We start from the raw sequence: 20,149 nt of genomic DNA on the forward strand, positions 1-20,149 counted from the left end.
TTGTTCGTACTCGGCGAGCTCTTCGTCGGAGGGCGCGGTCAAGCCGGCCCCGTGCCGATACCGACAGTCATCGATCGGTTCCCTCCTGTGTCCGGAAGGCTAATGTTGCCGAACACTGGGTGGAGTCACGTGATTACGTCTTTACCAAGATCTGACACATATGAGCGCCTCCTGGCCTACGATCACCGCATGAGTGGCGCGGTCAGGATTCTGTTGGTCGAAGACGATCTCGATATCGCGAATGCCCTGATACCCGCGTTGCGGCGCTACGGCTTGATGGTCACGCATGTCCGGACTGCCGCGGACGCCCTCGCGGCGGACCCCGGCGACCTGGTCCTGCTGGACCTCGGTCTGCCGGACGGGGACGGTATCAACGTGTGCCGGCAGATCAGGACGGTCTCCGACGTCCCGGTGATCGCGGTGACCGCGCGGGGCGAGGCGGCCGACCGGGTGCGCGGGTTGCGCAGCGGTGCGGACGACTATGTGGTGAAACCGTTCGCGATTTCCGAGCTACTGGCCCGCATCGATGCTGTACTTCGTCGTACCGGCCTCTTGCAGCCCCGCCCCCGGGTGACTGTCGGCGACCTGACCGTGGACATCGAGGCCCGGACCGTGCAGGTCGCGGACAAGCCCATCAGCCTCACCCGCAAGGAGTTCGACGTGCTAGCTGTGCTGGCCGCTCATCACGGCCGGGTGGTCCCCCGCGAACAGGTCGCGCTGTATGCCTGGCAGTCCGTGTTCGAGGCCTCCTCGCGCACCATGGACGTGCACGTGGCCAGCCTGCGCGCCAAACTCGGCCGACCGGAGCTGGTGCAGACGATCCGCGGTGTCGGCTACCGCCTGGGTTCGGACTGACCCTTGCGCCGTCGCCTGCTGCAGTCCCTCGTTCCGATGGTGATCGCGCTCGCCATCGTGGCCGTCGTACCGCTGGCCAACTACATCGCCACGAGTGCGTCGCGCACCCTCTTCCTGTCCCGCAGCAACGACGCGGACTGGTTCGCCGCGATGGCGGAGTCTCCGCTGCAGACCGGCGACATCGCCAACCTTCGTGAGCTGACCGTTCGGTACCAGGAGCTCTACAACACCCCGGTCTTCGTGGTCGACGTCGACTCCCGGGTGGTCGCGACCTCCGTGTCCGGTGTGAACGTGAAGGAACCGGACATCGAGGCCGCACTGCACAGCACACTGGCCGGTCGGTTGCCGGCCGAGCCGCCGGCCCTGTGGCCGTGGCGTTCCGGCGAGATGATCGTGTCCCGCCCGGTCGTCAACAACGGCAGCGTGCTCGGTGCCGCCGTACTGCGGGTGCCGACCGAGAAGTCCCGCGACACGGTGCAGAGCGGTCTGCTGCTGCTGCTCGGCGGCCTGCTGATCAGCATCGGCGCGATCATCATCGGTATCGTCCGGCCGATCACCCGCTGGGTGCTGCGGCCGCTGAAGGACCTGGACAACGCGACCCACCAGATCACCCGCGGCGCACTCGACACCCGGGTGTCGACCGACGGGCGTGCCCCGGAGCTGCGCCGGCTCGGTGACAGCTTCAACTCGATGGCGCTCAGCCTGCACCAGGCCCGCCAGCGTGAGCGGGAGTTCGTCGCGGACGCGTCGCACCAGCTGCGGACGCCACTGACCTCGGCCCGGATCCACATCGAGGGTCTGTCCCGGCTGTCGCCGACCGCACGGTTCGCGCTCAGCGACATCGACCGGCTCGGCCGGATCGTCCAGCGGCTGTCCCGGCTGGCCGGCTCGGACCGCCCGGGAGCCGATGTCGAGGGCAACGAAGAGCCGCTGGACCTCGCGCAGGCGGTGAAGGAGCGGCTGGTCGGCTGGAAGGCCGTGTACGCCGCCGACGACCTGGAACTGATCACCGGCGAGATGGTGCCGGGCGGGGTCGCGCCCGAGCTCGAGGTGGACGACATCCTCGACGTACTGCTCGACAACGCGTCCAAGTACGGCGCTCCGCCGGTCGAGGTCTCGGTGACCCGGGACGGCACCGAGGTCGTCATGTCGGTCCGCGACCACGGGCTCGGGCTCGGATCGCGCGACCTGAAGAAGGTCGGCGAGCGGTTCTGGCGCAGCGCACACCACCGGGAGATGCCGGGCACCGGCCTGGGGCTGGCGATCGTCCGCTCCGAGGCGGCCCGGGTCGGCGGCCGCGTGGTCGCCCGCCCGCCGATCGGCGGCGGCCTGGTGATCGAGGTCCGCGTCCCCCTGATCGACGACTACGACGCCTGAGCGTGCGGCTCCAGGCAAAAGTCCGGCGCGCCGTCGTGGGGCCTCCCGGCCTGGACTGAGGAGCGTAGGGAGCGAAGCGACTGAAGCGACGAGGGAAGGCCGGGAGTCGAGGCCCCACGACCCCCGCGCCGGAGGCGCGGCAATGTGTACGGCTCAGATGTGGTTGTTGCGGTACCAGCGTTCGGCGGCGGCGTGCAGCGGGATCGGCATCGTCGCGATCGCTGAGCGCGGGTCCAGGGCGCCGGCCTCGGGGTGGTTCTTGACGAGGTCGTTCTGCCGGCGGAACAACGTGTTGACCGTCCACCAGGCCCACGAGTCGGACAGGGTCGGCTTGGTCACCAGGTAGTTCGGGATCGCCAGCGTCGCCACCGAAGTGGCCAGCCCGTACTGCGAGGGCGGGATCGACGACACCACATAGCCGCCGAACCGCTTGAGCGCGATCGTCTCGGCCACCGGGCCGATGTCGAGCAGCCGGAACCCGATGCTCTTCTGCAGTTCCTTGATCGGGTCGGTCGGTACACCACCACTCCAGATCAGCGCGTCGATCCCCTTCGGGTTCTTGCCGTTGGCCTTGTCCGCCAACTGCTTGACCGCGTCTTCCAGCGTCAGGTACTTCTTCGTCACCGTGACGCCCGCCGCGTCCAGGATGAGATCCGCGACGACCCTGGTGCCGGAGGTGGTCGGGCCGACGCTGACGACCAGGGGCGGCTTCTTCGGGTCCTTCTGGTTCAGGTCCTCGAGTTTCGACGCATTCGAGGCCATCGGTACGACGACGTGGACATAGTTGTCGTACACCCGGGCCAGCGCGGAGAACTTCAGCCGGCCGGTGTCGAACTGCCCACTCCCCTCGTACGCCGCCAGCGCGGTGTCCGACGTAGCGAAGCCGAGGTCGGCCTTGCCGCTGGCCACCTTCATCAGGTTGTCGATCGAACCGTTGGTGAGCACCGGCTTGAGCTCCATGCCGGTGACCTCGCTGACCAGTCCGCTCAGCGCACTGCCGAAGACCGCGTAGACACCACCGGCGTTACCGGTCGCGAACGTGGCCGGTCCGGCCGGAGCCGGCTCGTCGGCCCGGCCGCGGGAGCAGCCGGGCACCATCAGAGCCGAGGCAGCGGCGGCACCTAGGCCGAGCACACTGCGTCGGGTCATCCCAGTCGGCCGGGCAGGGGTCAGCAGGCGGGGGCGATCCATGCAGACAACCTAGACAACAACGGGGCCTCCGGGGTAGCCGCGTCCCCGGCCGCAACCGAACCGCTACCCGCAGGTACGGCGACGACCGCGATGAAACTATGTCTGGACGTGTCAGGGGTAGGTGTGACAGCGTTGTCATCCGTGCGGCCTGCGTGGGCCGCGTGAGGACCCCTTCCCCGGAGGATGATTTCGTGCACGACGACCGTCAACTCATCGAGGAGCGGCTTCAGCGCGCCCTGCGGGAACGGATCCGCCCCGCGATCTACGGCGCGGCGGTTCCGCTGGACATCGAGGTGTGGCACGCCCCTGGTGAGCCCGTGTCCCCCGCCGAGGCGCTCGCCCAGACCTACGAGCCGGCCGCGATCGGTCTGCCCTGGGGAGCAGCCTGGGGTACCGCGTGGTTCAAGTTCAGCGGCCAGGTGCCGGCCGAGTGGAGCGGCAGCGAGATCGAGGCGGTCATCGACCTCGGCTTCAGCGGCGGCCCCGGGTTCTCCGCGGAGGGCCTGGTCCACACGACCTCCGGCGTACCGCTGAAGGGTCTGCACCCGCGCCAGACCTATGCCCCGCTGTCGATCCTCGGCCCCGACGGTACGCCGGCCCACGCCGGCGACCGGATCGAGTTCTACGTCGAGGCGGCCGCGAACCCCGAGGTGCTCGGGTCGAACGCGTTCGCGCCGACCGACGTCGGCAGCAAGCCCGAGCCGGGCGGCACGCCGATCTACCGGCTGACCCGCGCCGACGTGGCCGTGTTCAACGCCGAGGTCTGGGACCTGATCCTCGACCTGGAGGCCCTCAACGGCCTGCAGGAGCAGCTGTCCCTGCAGGAGCCGCGCCGCCGGGAGATCCTGCGGGCGCTGAGTCGCGCGCTGGACGCACTGGACTACGAGAACGTGGCCGGCACCGCCGCGGACGCCCGCGCACAGCTGACCGACGTACTGAGCCGGCCGGCGCACGCCAGCGCGCACCAGCTGTCCGCGGTCGGGCACGCGCACATCGACTCGGCCTGGCTCTGGCCGCTGCGCGAGACCCGGCGCAAGGTGGCCCGGACGGTCTCCAACGTCGCCACTCTGGCCGAGGAGTACCCGGAGCTCGTCTTCGCGTTCTCGCAGGCCCAGCAGCACGCCTGGGTGAAGGACAACTACCCGGCGGTCTGGGAGCGGCTGAAGAAGGCCGTTGCCGACGGCACCATCGTTCCGGTGGGCGGCATGTGGGTCGAGTCCGACACCAACCTGCCCGGTGGCGAGGCGCTGGCCCGGCAGTTCGTGCACGGCAAGAAGTTCTTCCTGGACGAGTACGGGATCGACACCCAGGAGGTCTGGCTGCCGGACTCGTTCGGCTACACCGCGGCGCTGCCGCAGCTGGTGAAGCTGTCCGGGTCGAAGTGGTTCCTGACCCAGAAGATCTCCTGGAACAAGGAGAACCGCTTCCCGCACCACACCTTCTGGTGGGAGGGCCTCGACGGCACCCGGGTGTTCACCCACTTCCCGCCGATCGACACCTACAACTCCGACCTGTCGGGTCGTGAGCTCGCGCACGCCCAGCGCAACTTCGCCGAGAACGGCGCAGCGACCCGCTCGCTCGTCCCGTTCGGGTACGGCGACGGCGGTGGCGGCCCCACCCGTGAGTTCGTCGCGACCGCTCGCCGGGTGGCGAACCTGGAGTCCTCGCCGCGGGTGACGATCGAGTCCCCGACCGAGTTCTTCAGCGCCGCCGAGGACGAGTACGCCGGCCACGCGCCGGTCTGGTCCGGTGAGCTCTACCTGGAGATCCACCGGGCGACCTACACCTCGCAGGCCAAGACCAAGCAGGGCAACCGGCGCAGCGAGCACCTGCTCCGCGAGGCCGAGCTGTGGTCGGCCGCGGCCGTGGTCGCGGGCAAGCTGGACGCCTACCCCTACGAGGACCTGGACCGGATCTGGAAGGCCGTGCTGCTGAACCAGTTCCACGACATCCTGCCCGGCTCGTCGATCTCGTGGGTGCACCGCGAGGCCGAGGAGACGTACGCTCGGTTGGCTTCCGAGTTGGAGGCGATCATCGCGACGGCGCAGCAGGCGCTGGCCGGCTCCGGTGACGCGCAGATCGTGTTCAACGCCGCACCGCACGGGCGCAACGGTGTCGCCGGACTCGGCGCCGGTATCGCGGCCGGCGAAGGCCAGTCCGTGTCGGTCGAGAACGGCGTACTGGACAACGGGCTGATCCGGGTCACCATCGACGAGCGCGGTCTGATCACGTCGCTGTACGACGTCGAGGCCCAGCGTGAGGTGATCGCACCAGGTGCCGCAGGCAACCTTCTGCAGCTGCACGTGGACACCCCGAACAACTGGGACGCGTGGGACGTCGACTCGTTCTACAAGAACAACGTCCGGGACGTCACCGAGGTCGACAGCGTCGACTTCAGCACCGTCGAGGGTGTCGCGACCGTGGTCGTGACGCGGTCGTTCGGCCGGTCGTCGGTGACCCAGACGCTGCGGCTGCGTCCGGGCGCGAAGCGGGTCGACATCGAGACCACGATCGACTGGCACGAGGCGGAGAAGTTCCTCAAGGCGGCGTACCCGGTCGACGTGCACGCCGACCGGTCAGCGTCGGAGACCCAGTTCGGGCACATCTTCCGGCCGACCCACCAGAACACCTCGTGGGACGCGGCGAAGTTCGAGATCGCGGCGCACCGCTGGGTGCACGTGGGCGAGGCCGGGTACGGCGTTGCCGTCGTGAACGACTCGACGTACGGCCACGACATCAACCGGACCGCCCGTGAGGACGGCGGGACCACGACCACGATCCGGACCTCGCTGATCCGGGCGCCGCGGTTCCCCGACCCGCAGACCGACCAGGGCGTGCACACCGTGAACCACGCGCTGGTGGTCGGCGCCGGGATCCCGGACGCGATCGAGGAGGGCTACCGGATCAACCTGCCCGAGCGGGTCGTGACCGGAGCCGAGGGTGCCGAGCCGCTCGTTGCCGTTGACAACGACAACGTGATCGTCGAGGCGCTGAAGCTGGCCGACGACCAGTCCGGCGACGTCGTCGTCCGGCTGTACGAGTCCTCCGGCGGCCGCTCCCGCGCGACCGTCACGCCGTCGTTCGGCGCGGCGTCGGTGACCGAGGTCGACCTGCTCGAGCGCCACCTGGCGGACCGCGAGCTGACGGAAGGCGGCGTCTCCTTCGAGCTCCGCCCGTTCCAGATCCTCACCCTCCGCTTCAAGCGCTCCTGACCACCGGCCACAAGCCGGGGGCGTGAACCCCCACCGGGGGCCTGAGACAGGCAATAACCTGTCCCAGGCCCCCGGTTCCTGTCCCCACCCCCACTTCCTGTCCACGCCCCCGGCCCCCGCTTCCTGTCCGCAGCCCCCGGTTCTTGTCCCCGGCCCCCGGTTCTTGTCCCCGGCTTCTGGCTGGCTGGCGGGTGGCGGCGCTTGTCGCGGACGACGCCCGGTGTTCACACGTCTGACGTAGCGTGAAGGTATGGCCTCGACACCCTTGCTCGGTGCCCGGACGCTCGACCGGCAGACGGCGCGCACGCTCCCGCCAGGTCCCCGCTTGCCCACGCTGGCCCAGACCGTCCTGTTCGCCAGTCACCGCCGGACGTTCTTCCCACGGATGCGGGAGAAGTACGGCGATGTGTTCACGATCCGACTGGTTCCGTCCAGCCGCGTGTGCGTCGTACTGAGCCGGCCGGACCACATCCGCGAGGTGTTCGGCAGCCCGCCGTCGGTGATGCACGCGGGCGAGGGCAACACCGTGCTCGAGCCGATCATGGGCTCGCACTCCCTGCTGCTCCTCGATGACGAGGACCACGTCCGGATGCGCCGGCAGCTGATGCCGGCCTTCTCCGGCCAGGCCCTGCGTGGGTACGCCGAGATGGTGCACGAACTCGCCCGCACGGAAGTCGAGACCTGGACGACCGGCACGCCGTTCAAAGTGCACCAGCGGATGCGGAACCTGACCCTCGAGATCATCCTTCAGGTCATCTTCGGCGTGACGGACTCCGACCGGCTGGCCCTGCTACGGCCGCTGATGGACAAGATCGTCTCGGTGTCGCCGGTGATCATGCTCGGCGGGTTCTACCCGGCGCTGCTCCGGATCCGGCCGTGGCGCACGTACCTGGAAACCCAGCAGCAGGTCGACGAGATCCTGTACGACGAGATCGCCAAGCGCCGCGGGGATCTTGCCGGACGCACCGACGTACTCTCGCGGTTGCTTGCTGCCGGCAACTGGACGGACGAGGAGCTGCGGGACCAGCTGGTCACGCTGCTACTGGCCGGGCACGAGACAACCGCGACCGCACTGGCCTGGACGTTCCATGAGCTGGCCCGAAGTCCGGAGGATCTGGCTTTCGGTCAGCGGGCTTCGGATGCCGGTGCCGACGACGAGCTGGAGGCGATCCTCAAGGAGGCCATGCGACTGCACCCGGTCGTGTACCAGGTCGGCCGGCGAGTCACCGAGACCACGGACATCGCCGGCTACCGGCTGCCACGGGGTACGACGATCATGGCCGCGATCGGACTGGTCCACCGGGACGCCGAGCACTTCCCGCAGCCGAAGGAGTTCCGCCCGCAGCGGTTCCTCTCGGACGATCCGCCTGCGCCCGGCACGTGGATGCCGTTCGGCGGCGGGGCGCGGCGGTGCATCGGGGCCGGCTTCTCACTGATGGAAGGCACGGAGATCCTCCGTGCCGCGCTCGCCGCCTACAACTTCACCGCCCCGAACCCCAAGCCCGAGCCGGCTCAAGCCAAGAACGTCACCCTGGTCCCCCGCCGAGGCTCCGAAGTGGTCGTCACCCGCCGTTGATTCTCAAGTAGTGCGGGGAGGATCCTGCGCCCGATACGGGCCGGGATCCTCCCCACTTCCTAGTCTTCGGGGTCGCCGACGTCGCCCAGGTCGACGTTCTCGTAGGACTCGAGGTCTTCCTCGTCGTCGTCCTCGAGTTCGAAGTTCTCCTCGTCGTCGACGACATGGACGGCGGCTTCCTCGGCGGACGCCGCGGCCCCGTCGAAGCCGACGTCTTCGGCGACCAGTTCCTGGTCGTCGTCGCTGTGGGCGCCCTCGTCGGGTGCGACCAGGCGGCCGGAGCGCTCGACCCCGATCTCGGGACCGCCGACGTCCTCGCCGTCCTCGGCGTACGGGTCGACGTCCGGCTCCTCCTGGGCGATCCGCTGGTCCAGCGTCTCGCCCTCCAGCGCCTCCTCGGCCGTCGTACCGAATCCTTCGCCCGCGGACCACTTCTCCGGCGGCGAGTACCCCTCGTCGAGCAGGTCCTCCACCCCACGGTCGTTCAGGGTGTCCTCGGCCTGCAGCTGGTCCTCGTCGTCGACGCTGTAGCTGCCGTAGTCCTCGCGGTTGTTCTCCGTCATGCCCCAACCCTGACGCCCGGGAGCGGGCGAAGCAAGCCGCAGTGCTCGTACCGCAGAATGGGGCGCGTGGATCCGGTCAGGTTGACGTTGGACCAACTGCGGGAGCTGCGCGACGACATCGCGCCGCAGGCAGCCCGCCGTTCGCGCGCCTCGATCCGTCGCCGGGTGGAACGCTGGCAGAGCCGGGTCTTCTTCATCGCCCAATGCGCCATCGCGGCCGGGGTGGCGTGGGCCTTGGCCCGGTACGTCGTCGGCCACAAGACACCGTTCTTCGCGCCGGTCGCGGCGATGGTGTGCCTCGGCTTCAGCTTCGGCCAGCGGCTGAGCCGGGTCGTCGAGGTGATGGTCGGCGTCGCCGTCGGGGTCGGCGTCGGCGACCTGTTCGTCCGCGTCTTCGGCACCGGGGTCGCGCAGATCATCTTCGTGATCGCGCTCGCGATGAGCATCGCCGTCCTCCTCGGCGCCGGCACGCTGATGTCCACGCAGGCAGGCGTCCAGGCCGCGATCGTCACCACCCTGCTGCCGAACCCGGGCGCCGGCTTCAGCCGCTGGCTGGACGCGGTCCTGGGCGGCCTGGTCGCGCTGGCCGCCGCCACGATCGCCCCGGTCACGGCGATCCGCCGTCCCCGGCAACAGGCCAACGGGGTCCTGACCGAGCTGGCCGAGATTCTGGTCGAGACCGCCGACGGCCTCCGGGCCTGGGACGAGGTGGCAGTCACCGACGCGCTGCGCCGGGCCCGCGCCAGCGAGTCATTGCTGGACGACCTGCGGAGCGCCGCCAACGAGGGGGTCGCGGTCGTCCGGCTGTCGCCGTTCCGGCGCCGGCACCGCGGCCGGGTCCAGGAGATCGCCGACCTCGTCGTACCGCTGGACCGCGCGATCCGGAACATCCGCGTCCTGGTACGACGCTGCGCGGTGTCCGTCTGGCGTGACGAGGCGATGCCCGACGAGTACCCGCTGCTGCTCGACCGCCTCGCCGACGGCACCCGGCTGATCGGCGAGTCGCTGTTCGAACCGGCCGCCGATGTCGCCGCCCACCGCGTGCTGGGCGAACTCGGCCGCCGTACGGCGAAGATGCCGCTGCCCGCCGGCCTGTCGGCGATCGTGGTCCTCGGCCAGATTCGCTCCACCGTGGTCGACCTGCTCGAGCTGACCGGGACGACGTACGACGAAGCCCGCGACCTGGTCCCGCTCCGCCCCGACGGGCTGGATGAGAAGTAGGTCACATCAAAAGATGTTCCGGATTCCCGTCATACCCCGGGACCGCGTGCGTCTCACTGGCATGACGATCCACCGACTGATGACCTCGATGGCCACCGAGCAGGTTCGCCGGCTCGAGGATCTGCTGGCGATCGACACGACCGTGACCACAGACGACCGGAGCGACGCCGCCGCCGAGCAGTAAGTGGCGCGAACCGGACGAACGGATCCAGGCGGCGCACCCGGACGGTCTTGCCCACCGAGCTAGACCGCACGGAGGTCGCACCAACGCAGAGGCGCCCAGTGCGAGGCGCCGCCGGATCCGTCTGGTGCATCACCACAGAGGTGCACCGCAAACCACCCGCCGGCTGTCCTGACGCCGCTTGCGCGAGGCTCAGGCCGGACCGGCGGGTGGTTTGTCTAGCTGGCCACGGTGATCTCGGTGGTGACCGAGTTGGCGATGAAGCACTCCTGGTGGGCCAGGTGGTGCATCCGCTCCAGCACCTCGGCGTCCGGCTCCGGACCGCCCCAGACGATCTTCGGGTTCAGCGTCACCTGCGTGATCGCGAGCCGACCCGCCTCGTTCGGCGCCATCACCCCGACCGCGTGGTCGTCGTACGCGTCGACGACCAGTCGCTTGCGGGCCGCGATCGCCAGGAACGTGAGCATATGGCAGGACGACAGCGCCGCCACGAACGCCTCCTCCGGATCGACCGGGCCCGGGTTGCCGAGGTACTTCGGGTTCGCCGACCCGGGCACGGTGATCCCGCCGTCGAAGCGCCACTCGTGGTCGCGGTTGTACGTGTCGTAGCCGAACTCGTGCTCACCACGGCTCCAACTGACATCGACCACGTGCTCCGACATGCTCAGCTCATCCTTCCGAGACAGCCGTCCTCGCGGTTGCGGTGACGGGATTCGATCGTACGGGAGTGTGCCCGGGCAGCTTGGCGACGAAGTCACTGTCGTAGCGGGCGGCCATCCCGGCGACCGGGAAGTCGGTGGTCACCCACTGCGCACCACTGGCCAGCGCGATCCCGAGCCGGCTGTAGTCCTTGTCCCGGATCGTCGCCATCGGCTCGTCCGACCTGGTCCGGACCAGGTAGCCCTTCTTCACCAGGCGCTGGATCTCGGCCTGATTCGCACCACGCGGGTCGTTCACCTCGGTGACAGCGGCGTCGGCCGCGCCCTCCGGACCGCGCGTGAAGACCGCCCGGCCTTCCAGGTTCGGCTTGCCGGCGGTGTAGAGGTCGCGGATCTCACCAGGACCGCCGTTGTCGAAGTAGAACATCACCTGGCCGTGGGCGCTGCTCAGCTTCGGCCAGCCCTTGGTCAGCACCGACTGCTCGAGCGTCAGGCCCGGCTTGCGTACGTCGTCCGGCGTGAGGAGCTCCTTCTCGGTGAACACCGAGCGGATCTCGGTGTCGACAGAGTCCAGGTTCACCGCGTTCCATGGTGGCGCCTTCACACCACCGGCGGCGACCACGTTCGGGTCGGACTGCTTCAGCTCGAGGTTGATCGCGATCGGCACGTGGTTGGGGTGCGCGTCGGACCAGGTCTTCACCTGCTGCAGGCACAGCACGAAGGTGTCGCAGTTGGTGTTGTAGTCGAAGTCGGGGACGTGCATGACCTTGATCCCGGGCTGGGCCATCGCCGGGTCGGTCAGCGGTCCTTGGCCGGTCAGCTTCCGGATCAACGGGTACGTGTACAGCCCGCCCTGCGGGTCCGGGAACAGGTCGAGCTCGAGGGACCGGACGTTCTGGTCCTCCAGCTGCTGGGTGATCGGGGCGTGCGAGTACCAGAGGTCGACCGAGCCGGGGTTCTGCTGCTGCTGGACCTTCTGCTCGTTCGGGCTCAGCTCGCGGTGGTAGGAGTTGTGTGATCCGACCACCTGGAGCTGGTTAAGTCGCAGGCCCGCTCCCGCGCCCTGTGGGTCGTGCCGGCCGCTGAGCGCGGTACCGGCGAGACCGGAGGCGGCGATCGCGGCGGAGGCCAGGCCGGCGACCATCGTTCTGCTGATGCGCATGCGAAGAGTTCCCCTCCTGTGGACAACGATTGACGGCAATCTGTCACAGTAAGGTGCCAACGTTGTCCCCCTACAGGATGGACAATGAGCGACATGGTGACATCGGGGGCCTATCCGCTCCGCCGGACGCCCACCCAGGACCGCGCGAGCCGGCAGGTCGAGCGGATCCTGGACGCGGCCTGCGCCGAGGTGGTCGAGCGCGGGTACGACGCCGCGTCGACGAGCGGGATCGCCAAGCGGGCCGAGATCGCGGTCGGCAGCGTGTACCGGTACTTCCCGGACAAGCGAAGCCTGATCCAGGCGATCGAACGCCGGAACCAGGCGCGCTACACCGAGGCGGTCCGCGAACGGCTGGCGACGGTGACCAGCTGGCGTGGTGCTGTCGACGTCACGCTCGACACGTTCCGGGAGATGCATCGCACCGATCCGGGCTTCCGCGCGGTGGTGCTGAGCGGGCTGGGTGACCCGGACCTGGAAACCCAGCCTGGTGAGTACGACGACCAGCATGCCGGTGAGTTCGCGGAGCTGCTGGCGGTTCGCTTCGGCGCGGACGACACCCGAGAGTTTCGCCTGGCGGTCACGCTGAGCATCGCGATGGGTGAATCCCTGGCGCATCTGGCCGATCGGCTGCCGGCCGCAGAAGCGGAGTTCGTTCTGTCGCAGGGACGTCCGGTGCTGTACAACCTGCTGGCCCCGCACCTGCCGTCCTGACGGCAGGTGCGGAAAGACCGGGGTGGTGGGGCGGGGAAGGAATCCAAAACTGAAAGGCCCCCGCCTCGAAGGCGAGGGATTGCGGATCACTCCGGTTGCCGACCGCTGTCGCGGTCAGCTCTTCATGGCTGTGGAACTGGATCCGCGGACTGTCCGGACCGTGGCCCCAGCTGGGGCCAGTGGCTGACCCGGCCGGCGATGCGGGCCCGGCGGGGCGTCCGTACGTCGTAGCTGACGATGACCCGGTCACCCTTGGCGTAGGTCATCCGGCTCCCGGTCGGGAACTTCCGGGACACCTCGAACGGTCCCTCACCCCGGCGGGTGCAGTACTCGACGGTGACCTCGGTGTATTCGGCCGGGATCCCGCCGTCCAGCTGACCGCGGACCGGGCCACGGACCCGGATCACCTGCCCCGCGGTCTTCTCCTCCGTACCCGACGGGGTTTCGTTCCGGCGCAGGCCGCCGATCACGTCTGCAGCGATGCATGCCGTGACCAGCAGCACCAGGCCGAACCCACCGAGCACAACGATCGTCAACATGGCACTCACCCCCGACGCGCCGCCCGCGAGCAGCGCGGTCGTCGTAGTCGAACTGCCTTGCGCGGCCCTTGCCGCACACCGGTGAGACGCCGCCGGCGACCAGTCGGTTCCAGGTCAGTACAAAGATCTTTGACAGAGCAGACAGTGGCGGCTGTGGTCGGGGCAGACGGAGCGTGGTGGGAGGGGGCGCGGTCAGTTTCCGCCCATGCCGAACTGGTACTGCGAGGGCACCGGACGGTTGGTTCCGAGGGCCTCCTCGGCGGCACGCCAGTAGTCCGTGAGCGGATTCGCACCCTCGCGGACAGTCGCGAGCTGGATGCCTTCGGCGAGTAGCTCGTGGGCGGTCTGGGGGTTGCCGGTCTGCAGTGCGTGGCGGACGCGCAGCAGCCGGATCCGCGGGTCGTCCGGAGCGTGGTCGAGCATGCGCTCGGCTCGCGCGACGTCCGTGTCGAGGGCAGCGGTGACACCCTCCGCGACCAGCGGCACGAGGTCGGGCCGGAGTTCGACCGCGCGTTCGTAGTACGACAGGTCGCCGGTCACCAGCCCGAGGTTGCGCAGCGCCCACGGATTGTCGCCGGACCGCCGCCACGCGTCGGCCGCGCTCTCCACCTCGCCGGCATAGTGCCGCGCGACACCCCGGTGATACCAGACCAGCCAGTTGTCCTCGGCTCTCTCCAGCAACTCCCGCCACGCCACCAACGTCCCATCGGGTACGCCGTCAACCGCGGGCAACCGCCCGTCCAGCAGTGGCAACCATGCGCGTTCCCGCGAGGTCATCGTGTCGTCGGCGAACGGCGTACCGGGTGAGATCGTCCACCCGGTCCGTGCCAGCTCCAACGCACCCCACCCGGACCCGACCGCCAACTGCTCGACCGGTGCGGCATCGACGACCGCGAGCCACTCCTGCTCCCGCGCTGCCAGGTCATCGAGCAGCGGACGGAGTGCCGAAGCCCCTGCATGACGGGCCGTTTGCCAGTCTTCCGAGTGCGCAAGAGCGGGATCCACCGACATCCGGCCGTAGGCTTCCAGCCAATGCCAGGAGGTTGCTGCGGGCAACTTCAAGTGCTCCAGCTGGGTCCGCGCCAACCCGGCCTGGATCTCGGCGTACCCACCGCCCTCGAGGCCCGGCGCCAGCCAGTCCTGCCAGCGCCGACCGCCGTCGCCCTCACCCCAGACGAAGAGCTTCCGCCCGCGCAACCGCTCGGTCGACGCCTGCGCCAACCCGTGACCGGACGCATCCACCGACGCGATCCACGGCCGCTCGTCGGCCTTCGGTTCGAAGAAGAAGTCGACCGCCCGCGGATGCCGCATCGGGTAGGTCAGGTCGATGCCGTCGAAGTCGGGTACGCCGATCAGGTCGAGCCATCGGCCGGTCGCGTCCGGGCGGTCCGCACCGGCGTACCCGAACCGCCAGGCCTGGTCCGCCGGCACCAGCACCCGCGTCTCCGGCGACTGCTCGACCGCGATGTTCGACCACCAGTACGCCGGGACCTCGGTGTCGGACAGGTTCTGCAGCCGCACCCCGACGTACAGGAACTCCGAGGAGTCCGGCAGCCAGAAGTCGAGCTGGGTGACGAGGTTCCGGGTCCGTTCGAGCTCCCAGAGCCGGAGCACCGGCGTACCGTCCGGGCCTTCGACACGGGCGGCGTGCATGGGAGCGCAGGTGCCGGTCCAGTGGCCGGTGCTGCCGACGTTCCACTCGACGCCGCCGGCGAACCAGGCGTTGCGCAGAGCAAGGTTCGCCGGCTGGAAGACGGGATTGCGGTAGAGGAGTTCCTGTCCGCTGCTCTTGTGGACGAGCGAGTAGAGCCGTCCGCCCAGGCTGGGCACTACGGTCGCACGCAGGTGATCGTTCTCCAGGACGAGCGCGGGGAAGGCGGTGTCGACCAGCGAGCGGTCGTAGCCGTCCTGGTTGAGGCACGGCAGTGTGCTGTGCAGACGCCCGTACTGGATGTTGTCGCGCAGGTCCTCAGGGAGGTCGGCGAGGTTCTCGACGGACTTGAGCTCTTGGTGGCTGTGCAGCGGAGCGAGCGGATTCTCCGGTCCGAGGGAGGCGGCGGGCAGGACGAACTGATGCGCGGAAAGAATCGTCACAACCGCCATCCTTTCAATTGCGCTATATATGGACACCATGGACGCCGATGTGATCGTGGTCGGGGCGGGGCTGGCCGGGCTGGCCGCGACCGCCGAGCTGGCCGACGCCGGCCGGAAGGTACTGCTGCTCGACCAGGAACCCGAGGCGTCACTGGGCGGCCAGGCGTTCTGGTCGTTCGGTGGACTGATGTTCGTCAACTCCCCCGAGCAGCGCCGGATGGGGATCAAGGACTCACGCGACCTCGCGATGCAGGACTGGCTCGGCTCGGCCGGGTTCGACCGGCTGGACGACGAGGACAAGTGGGCCCGGCAATGGGCCGAGGCGTACGTCGACTTCGCCGCCGGTGAGAAGCGTCCGTGGCTGCATGGCCAGGGCGTGCGGTTCTTCCCCGTGGTCGGCTGGGCCGAGCGCGGTGGGTACAACGCCGACGGTCACGGCAACTCGGTCCCGCGCTTCCACATCACGTGGGGCACCGGGCCAGGTCTGGTGGCGCCGTTCGAGCGGCGCGTTCGCGAGGCGGTCGCGAAGGGCTTGGTCGAATTCCGCTTCCGGCATCGCGTCGACGAGCTGACCCTCACCGGCGGAGTGGTCGACGGCGTGGCGGGCAAGGTGCTGGAGCCGAGCACCGTCGCCCGCGGGGTGTCGAGTTCACGCGTCGAGGTCGGTGACTTCAGCCTGACCGCACAGGCCGTGATCGTCACGTCCGGCGGCATCGGCGGCAACCACGACCTCGTACGCGCGCAGTGGCCGAAGCGGATGGGTGAGCCGCCGAAGCGGATGATCTCCGGCGTCCCGGCGCACGTGGACGGCCGGATGCTCGCGATCACCGAGCAGGCCGGCGGCCGGTACGTGAACCGCGACCGGATGTGGCACTACACCGAGGGCATCCAGAACTGGGACCCGATCTGGCCGATGCACGGCATCCGGATCCTCCCCGGCCCGTCCTCGCTCTGGTTCGATGCCACCGGCAAGCGACTGCCCGTGCCGCTGTTCCCCGGGTTCGACACCCTCGGCACGCTCGAGCACATCATGCGGACCGGGTACGACTACACCTGGTTCGTGCTCACCCAGAAGATCATCGAGAAGGAATTCGCCCTCTCGGGCTCGGAGCAGAACCCGGACCTGACCGGCAAGGACATCAAGGGTGTGCTCGGCCGCGCGCGGGGCGGGGCGACAGCGCCGGTGCAGGCGTTCATGGACAAGGGCGCCGACTTCATCGTCCGCGGCAACCTGCCCGACCTGGTCCGCGCGATGAACGACCTGACCGGCGACAAGCTGATCGACCTGGACGACCTGGAGCGCCAGATCGTCGCCCGCGACCGCGAGCTGACCAACACGTTCACCAAGGACCTGCAGATCACTGCGCTGCGCGGCGCCCGGAACTACCGCGGCGACAAGCTGATCCGGGTCGCGTCACCACACCGCATCCTCGATCCCAAGGCCGGCCCGCTGATCGCCGTACGGCTGAACATCCTCACCCGCAAGTCCCTCGGCGGTCTGCAGACCGACCTGGACTCCCGCGTGCTGCGCGCCGACGGTACGCCGCTGCCCGGGGTCTACGCGGCCGGCGAGGTCGCCGGCTTCGGCGGCGGCGGCATCCACGGCTACCGTTCCCTGGAAGGCACCTTCGTCGGCGGCTGCCTCTTCACCGGACGTACGGCGGGCCGCGCGGCCGCGAAGGCGGTGTCCTAAGACACCATCCGAACGCAGCGGGTTGTGTGGTCCGACCCTCTGTCTGGCGAAGGAGGCGACTCCTAGCGTGACGCCATGCGCCGCCTCCTCGCCCTGTCTTCCACGCTGTTCTCCGCCGTCCTGCTGCTCACGGGTGTGACCGTGCCGGCCGACGCTCATCGACTGATCCGCGTGCCGGGTGCCGAGTACCAAGAACTCGCGCACCTGGACGATCTGACCACGGCCGGGACCGTAGCCTCCGGTCATACCAACCCCGCCGACTACGCGGGGCTCACCCAGGCGGGTCTGCCGTCGCCGTCCGGAGTGCCGGGGATCCAGATCGACGGCTACTTCCCGGACAACTCGCACCTGAACACCAACCACGGCTGGAACCACGACTCCCAGTTCGTGATCCGGCTGCCGCGGCGGTGGAACGGCGGACTGGTCGTCTCCGGGTCGCCTGGTGTGCGAGCGCAGTACGCGAACGACAAGGCGATCTCGGACTACGTGCTCTCCCTGGGTTATGCGTACGCCGGCACCGACAAGGGCAACACAGGCGCGGAGTTCTACACCGACGGGCTGCGTCCCGGCGACGCGATCGTCGAGTGGAACGTCCGTACGACGCAGCTGGCCCGGGCCGCGCGGGCCACGATCGCGCAGTACTACGGCCGCCCGGCCCGCGACGTGGTTGCCGCGGGGATCTCGAACGGCGGCTATCTGGTCCGTTGGCAGCTCGAGAACCACCCCGAGCTCTACACCCGGGGCGTCGACCTCGAAGGGACGCTGTGGACCGTGAACGGACCCAATCTGTTCACGTTCCTCCCGCCGGCGATCAGGGGCTACGAGCAACATTCTCCCGAGCTGATCACCGGCGCCGGGTTCGATCCGCGGTCGGACTTCCTCTGGGACTACCACTACGCGATCTATTGGAAGCTGACCCAACGGATCTACGCCGCCGAGCTCGACCCGACGTACACCGGCACCGAGGCCGACTACGACTACGCGCACCGGCCCGAAGCACACAAGGCGGTCAAGCGGATCGCGTTGACCGGGAAGATCGGCAAGCCGCTCGTCACGATTCACGGGACCTACGACAGCCTGCTCCCGATCACCCAGGACTCCGACGTGTACGCCGAAATGGCTCGGAGCACCGGGCTGCACACGTACCAGCGGGTCGAGGCAGGCAACCACGTCGACGGTCTCGTCGACACCTACCCCGACCGGCTGACTCCGCTGGTTCCCTTGTTGCGGGAAGCGATCAGAACACCATCGTGAGCAGGTCGGCGAACAGTTCCTGTTCGTCGATCTCGAGCCCGCGGTTGGTGAACCAGGTCGCCATGTTGTGGCAGTCCCGCAGGAGGAAGTCCATGCCCTTCGGATTGCCGACGATGTCGACCACCTGCGGCAGGTCGATCATCACGATCCGATCCCCCTGGGCGAGGACGTTGTACGGCGACAGGTCGCCATGGGCCAACCCCGCCCTGGCCAACTCGCGCATCCCGTGCCGCACCTGCTCGAAGTACTGACCGAGCAACTCCTTCGACGGGCGGACCTGGGCGAGCCGTGGCGCGGCGCCGCCCTCACCGTCGTCGATGAACTCCATCAGCAACTCGGTACCGTCCACCTGGACCGGGTACGGCACCGGGACGCCGGCCTTCCACAGGGCGCACAACGCACCCCACTCGGCGCCGGCCCACTGCCCGGCGGCGACGCTGCGACCGTGTGAGGTCTTCTTCGCCATCGCCCGGGTGTCGCGGCTGTTGCGGGTACGGCGCCCTTCGACGTACGACGTACTGCGATGGAAGGACCGGTGTTCCTCGGTGCGGTACCGCTTCGCGGCGAGCAGCGAGGAACGCGCCGGGTTGTCACCGATGGCTTCGACGGCCCGCTCGACCAGGAAGACGTCGGCTTCCTTGCCGGTTTTGAGGACGCCGAGCTCGGTGTCGATCGCAGCCTGTTCCGTCACAACCCAATCGGGTCGTGGTTCCGGGCCGCGAGAACCGCGCTCGACGTCCAGCCAGGTGGACCACCGCTGATCCGGTCCCAGGTGCTCGTCGACTTCGGTGAAGCGGAAGACGAAGGCATCGGCCGGATCTGGTTGGGACTCGTCGCTGGTGAAGTCCGCCCAGCGGGAGTCGAGGTCTGAGAGGTTCTGATCAGTGAAGTCGTGCTCGGTACTGCGGAAGACGTCTGAAGACATCTGGAGTGCTCCTGAACAGTGAGGTGAGACTGACGCGGACATGCCGCAGCACAGTGATGGCCATCCGTCAGCCCTCCTTAGGTCCAGGCAGCGCTCGCCGCTACTCGGTCGAACCAGCATGCACGCCCCTCTCGGAGCGCGCAACGTATTTATCGCAGCTGAGAACGCCCGGTCGGCCGGAGGCGCAACTCCTGGGCCGGCGCGACCGTCCGGCAGACGAGTTCGGGCAGCACCTGCCGCTGCCACACCGCCGAGGCCGCGAGCCGCCGGCGATGGTCGTCGTACGCCGCGTCGTCGGCGAAGCGAGCGAACCACACCAGCACGACCTCGTCCCGCAGCGGCAACGCCGGAAAGTTGTTCTCGGCAACCAAAGTCTCGAAGACCGCGACCGGCTCGGCCCCGGCGCCGGCCAACGCCGGGACGACGTGATCGGTGAAGAATTCGACGAACCCGTCATCGGGCGAGCCGCGGTGGTACACGGCTCCGGCCACGATCGAGTCCGGGACTTCCGTCGTACCTCGCGCTGGGCGGGGTGAGTCCAAGCCGGGATAGCCGGCGCCGAGGTTCAAGGGCTTGAGCAAGAGTGCGTTGTCGGAGTCGATCATCGTCTTGTTGGCGGTCGCGGCATGCTCGCGCCAGATCGGGCCGTAGTAGAACGCGTTCAGCGCGGCGGCCCTGGCCGGCAGGTCGGCGAAGCCGCGGAGCCAGACGAAGCGGTCCGGGTCGTCGAGATCGCGGAACTGGCCGACGATGTGCATGCCGGCCGCTTCCTGTCCTTCGACGAAGTGTTCGTCGAAGACATCGATCAGGGTGTCGCGCTGCCCGGGATGCAGCGTGTATTGGCGCAGGTCGACTACCGCGCAGCACTCGTCCATGGATCGTAGTGAAGCAGCTATCCCTGACAGAAGCTGTCAGTGTTCAGAGCAACTCTCGCAC

17 protein-coding genes are annotated in these 20,149 nt (G+C 68.8%); 9 read left to right on the forward strand and 8 right to left on the reverse strand.

What is annotated here, in order from left to right:
* Positions 1 to 189: 189 nt before the first annotated feature.
* Together ACZ3HV_RS26075 and ACZ3HV_RS26080 are read left to right on the forward strand one after the other, a co-directional pair.
* Positions 190 to 855 carry a response regulator transcription factor gene (locus ACZ3HV_RS26075; RefSeq protein WP_012918592.1) on the forward strand — a complete coding sequence of 222 codons (666 nt, stop codon included), beginning with the start codon at positions 190 to 192 and terminating at the stop codon, positions 853 to 855.
* 36 nt (positions 856 to 891) lie between these two features.
* Entirely contained in the window at positions 892 to 2,232 is a 1,341-nt protein-coding gene (locus ACZ3HV_RS26080) for a sensor histidine kinase (RefSeq protein WP_465687581.1), read from the forward strand.
* A 153-nt stretch (positions 2,233 to 2,385) separates the two neighbouring features.
* Here the strand turns inward: ACZ3HV_RS26080 and ACZ3HV_RS26085 are convergent, their stop codons facing one another.
* Positions 2,386 to 3,423, reverse strand: coding sequence for a TAXI family TRAP transporter solute-binding subunit (locus tag ACZ3HV_RS26085; RefSeq protein ID WP_465687582.1), 1,038 nt, complete (start codon positions 3,421 to 3,423; stop codon positions 2,386 to 2,388).
* A gap of 191 nt (positions 3,424 to 3,614) precedes the next feature.
* On the opposite strand from ACZ3HV_RS26085, the gene ACZ3HV_RS26090 reads away from it, so the two are divergent.
* Positions 3,615 to 6,635 carry an alpha-mannosidase gene (locus ACZ3HV_RS26090; protein ID WP_465687583.1) on the forward strand — a complete coding sequence of 1,007 codons (3,021 nt, stop codon included), beginning with the start codon at positions 3,615 to 3,617 and terminating at the stop codon, positions 6,633 to 6,635.
* Between the two features lie 250 nt (positions 6,636 to 6,885).
* Positions 6,886 to 8,211: a cytochrome P450 gene (locus tag ACZ3HV_RS26095; protein WP_465687584.1), complete on the forward strand. Its 1,326-nt coding sequence runs from the start codon at positions 6,886 to 6,888 to the stop codon at positions 8,209 to 8,211.
* A 59-nt stretch (positions 8,212 to 8,270) separates the two neighbouring features.
* Here the strand turns inward: ACZ3HV_RS26095 and ACZ3HV_RS26100 are convergent, their stop codons facing one another.
* The gene (locus ACZ3HV_RS26100; protein WP_465687585.1) at positions 8,271 to 8,774 is read right to left on the reverse strand and encodes a DUF5709 domain-containing protein; all 504 of its coding nucleotides are present in this window, start codon (positions 8,772 to 8,774) and stop codon (positions 8,271 to 8,273) included.
* 57 nt (positions 8,775 to 8,831) lie between these two features.
* Here ACZ3HV_RS26100 and ACZ3HV_RS26105 point away from each other — a divergent pair, with 57 nt between their 5' ends.
* A complete protein-coding gene (locus ACZ3HV_RS26105) occupies positions 8,832 to 9,995 on the forward strand; it encodes an FUSC family protein (protein WP_465687586.1) in 1,164 nt (387 codons plus the stop codon).
* A 61-nt stretch (positions 9,996 to 10,056) separates the two neighbouring features.
* Positions 10,057 to 10,179, forward strand: coding sequence for a hypothetical protein (locus tag ACZ3HV_RS26110; protein ID WP_360366445.1), 123 nt, complete (start codon positions 10,057 to 10,059; stop codon positions 10,177 to 10,179).
* Positions 10,180 to 10,394: 215 nt separating this feature from the next.
* Here ACZ3HV_RS26110 and ACZ3HV_RS26115 read toward each other — a convergent pair whose 3' ends face one another.
* On the reverse strand, positions 10,395 to 10,838 hold the full coding sequence (locus ACZ3HV_RS26115) for an OsmC family protein (protein WP_465687587.1): 444 nt from the start codon (positions 10,836 to 10,838) through the stop codon (positions 10,395 to 10,397).
* Between the two features lie 7 nt (positions 10,839 to 10,845).
* Complete coding sequence (locus ACZ3HV_RS26120) at positions 10,846 to 11,997, reverse strand: phosphatidylinositol-specific phospholipase C1-like protein (RefSeq protein ID WP_465687588.1); 1,152 nt, start codon at positions 11,995 to 11,997, stop codon at positions 10,846 to 10,848.
* A gap of 93 nt (positions 11,998 to 12,090) precedes the next feature.
* Here ACZ3HV_RS26120 and ACZ3HV_RS26125 point away from each other — a divergent pair, with 93 nt between their 5' ends.
* Entirely contained in the window at positions 12,091 to 12,708 is a 618-nt protein-coding gene (locus tag ACZ3HV_RS26125; protein WP_465687589.1) for a TetR/AcrR family transcriptional regulator, read from the forward strand.
* A gap of 122 nt (positions 12,709 to 12,830) precedes the next feature.
* Here ACZ3HV_RS26125 and ACZ3HV_RS26130 read toward each other — a convergent pair whose 3' ends face one another.
* Positions 12,831 to 13,247: a DUF3592 domain-containing protein gene (locus ACZ3HV_RS26130; protein ID WP_465687590.1), complete on the reverse strand. Its 417-nt coding sequence runs from the start codon at positions 13,245 to 13,247 to the stop codon at positions 12,831 to 12,833.
* 192 nt (positions 13,248 to 13,439) lie between these two features.
* Positions 13,440 to 15,350, reverse strand: coding sequence for a DUF5107 domain-containing protein (locus ACZ3HV_RS26135; protein ID WP_465687591.1), 1,911 nt, complete (start codon positions 15,348 to 15,350; stop codon positions 13,440 to 13,442).
* Between the two features lie 28 nt (positions 15,351 to 15,378).
* Between ACZ3HV_RS26135 and ACZ3HV_RS26140 the strand changes: the two genes are divergently transcribed.
* Positions 15,379 to 17,034 (forward strand): FAD-binding dehydrogenase, encoded by a 1,656-nt coding sequence (locus ACZ3HV_RS26140; protein ID WP_465687592.1) that lies wholly within the window; start codon positions 15,379 to 15,381, stop codon positions 17,032 to 17,034.
* A gap of 75 nt (positions 17,035 to 17,109) precedes the next feature.
* Positions 17,110 to 18,288, forward strand: coding sequence for a tannase/feruloyl esterase family alpha/beta hydrolase (locus tag ACZ3HV_RS26145; protein WP_465687593.1), 1,179 nt, complete (start codon positions 17,110 to 17,112; stop codon positions 18,286 to 18,288).
* Here the strand turns inward: ACZ3HV_RS26145 and ACZ3HV_RS26150 are convergent.
* Together ACZ3HV_RS26150 and ACZ3HV_RS26155 are read right to left on the reverse strand one after the other, a co-directional pair.
* Positions 18,272 to 19,213 (reverse strand): serine protein kinase RIO, encoded by a 942-nt coding sequence (locus tag ACZ3HV_RS26150; protein WP_465687594.1) that lies wholly within the window; start codon positions 19,211 to 19,213, stop codon positions 18,272 to 18,274. The genes ACZ3HV_RS26145 and ACZ3HV_RS26150 overlap by 17 nt on opposite strands.
* 149 nt (positions 19,214 to 19,362) lie before the next feature.
* Positions 19,363 to 20,088, reverse strand: a complete 726-nt coding sequence (locus ACZ3HV_RS26155) for an NIPSNAP family protein (protein ID WP_465687595.1) — start codon at positions 20,086 to 20,088, stop codon at positions 19,363 to 19,365.
* Between the last annotated feature and the right edge of the window lie 61 nt (positions 20,089 to 20,149).

It is taken from the genome of Kribbella sp. NPDC020701, from assembly GCF_055562215.1.